Genomic DNA, 1,910 nt, shown 5'->3' on the forward strand with positions numbered 1-1,910 from the left:
GCCTGCCGGACCCACTTCTGGCTGTTGCCGCCGTTGCAGGTCTGCTGGACGAGCAGGCTGCCGCTGCCGGTCGCGCCGCCCGTGACATCGATGCACAGGCCCGAGTCCGCGGCGCGAAGGGTGCCGTCGGGGTAGAGCCGCCACTGCTGGTTGGTGTTATGGGAGCCGCATCCCCAGACGGTCACCTTGCCGCCCGGAGTGCTCTCGCCGTTGTTGTCCAGGCACACGGCGTAGCCGAGGGGGTCCGTCGCTCCCAAGCGCAGGAAGCCCTGGATCACGCCCTGGGGGCTGAGGGGGGTGGTGGGCACCGGGGAGGTGGACACGTTCGGGGAGTTGGGCAGGAACGTCCATTTCTGCTTTCCGGTGCCGTCACAGGCCACGATGTTCGTCTGCGCGCCCCAGGGCTCCTGGCTGGGGGAGTTCAGGCAGAGGCCGGAGGCCGAGCCCTTGATGGGGCTGGTACTGGTGAAGCCGCGCACGACGTGCTGGCCCGACCCCGAGGGGGTGCTGGCGAAATTGGACTGCCCGGCGCAGCTGCCGTATTCGTAGACGTTGTTGACCACGCCGGACAGGCCGCCCGCGTCCGTGCTGCTGGGGCCGCCGAAGTAGGCGTCGGACACCGTGTTCTGAGCACAGGTGCCGGCGGCGTTGTAGTAGACGTACTCGACGAACCCGTTGCCCGAGGAGGTGAGCAGACCGCTGGGCACCGTCCAGCTGCCGATGTGGGCCACGAGCTGCTGGGGGTTGGCGGAGTCGTACACGTCGCCGGTCCAGGTGTTGGTGGTGGACGTGCTCGCGGTCCGCTTCACCGTGAGGTTGTAGGTGTGGCCGTATTCGGCGTTGAAGAGGACGGAGCACGACTGGCCGGCGTCGCCGTCGGCGCCCGGTCGGCAGTTGGGGTCGTTGCTGGAGGTGTCTCCGGGGGTGCCGGCGCCGCCGGAAGCGAACACCGAGAAGATGGCACGGAACTGCTGGGTGTTGCCGCTGGTCGGCTGGGGCTGCAGGCCCGTATAACCGATCCGGCCGTTGGCGACGCCGAACTGCTGGGCGTAGTAGAGGCCGGTCTGCTCGCTCGCCGGGTTGATCGCCATCGGGAAGGTGATGTTGGTCAGATGCCCTGAGGGAGCATTCGGGACCGACCAGCCGAGGGATACGTTGCCGCCGAGGCCGAAGTCGACAGCCGACGCTGGCGCCGGCGTCGGGGCGAGCAGCAAGAGCGCCGCGGCCGCCACTGCGGCGCCGCAGCGCCGCAGTGTTGAGGGGAGGGACATGCGAGTTCCTTCCTGCCGCCCGTGCGCGAAAGGCCATCAGCGGCATGACTGGAAGTGCTGTGCGAACTGGCGGGAGAAGCGCTTCGAGCGGAGCGATGACGCGAGCCGGAGCTTCCAAGGCCCGTACGCACGTCCTACCACGATGCGATGCACACAGTATCCACACAATCACCGCCAGTGAGGAACCATTTCTTCAAATCAGCCACCTCCCATCCGTGAAATGACGGAAATCCCCACTATGACCGTCATCAAGGAGAGAGGTGTGATAAGGCGGGCAACCGCGACACCCGTACGGCCTGACGGCCTGACACCGCAGGGGGCGACCCCGCTCCCCTGAAACTACGGCGCAGTGACTAGTAGGGGCCCCGGGGCGGGTGTGGTCGTCCTCGAACTGGCCCCACACGTCCCCGATGAACCACCGCAGCGAGCGGTCGGCGCCGTTGATCAGCGGCACCATCCGCTCTTGATGTCGGCCAGGTCGAGTTTGCATGCCTCGCTCACCCTGAGTCCGACCTGCGACATCAGCTTCGATGCGGTGCAGTTCCGCGCGGTGGGGGCGATTTTTCGGCAGGTCGCCAGCTCGCCGCCCCAACCGGTGAACAGTGTCTTGATCTCCGGGCTCGGTCGGCGGGGTCCGCA

Annotated in this window: 1 protein-coding gene and 1 pseudogene; both read right to left on the bottom strand. The window is 67.5% G+C overall.

The features are described from left to right. The coding region (locus ABZY11_RS44180) for an RICIN domain-containing protein (protein WP_356484576.1) at positions 1 to 1,271 on the bottom strand (1,271 nt) is incomplete at its 3' end. 444 nt (positions 1,272 to 1,715) lie between these two features. After that, positions 1,716 to 1,910, bottom strand: a pseudogene (locus tag ABZY11_RS44185) (hypothetical protein); the annotation flags it as partial.

The sequence above is a fragment of the Streptomyces sp. NPDC006510 genome, assembly GCF_040611955.1.
Classification (GTDB): Bacteria; Actinomycetota; Actinomycetes; order Streptomycetales; family Streptomycetaceae; genus Streptomyces.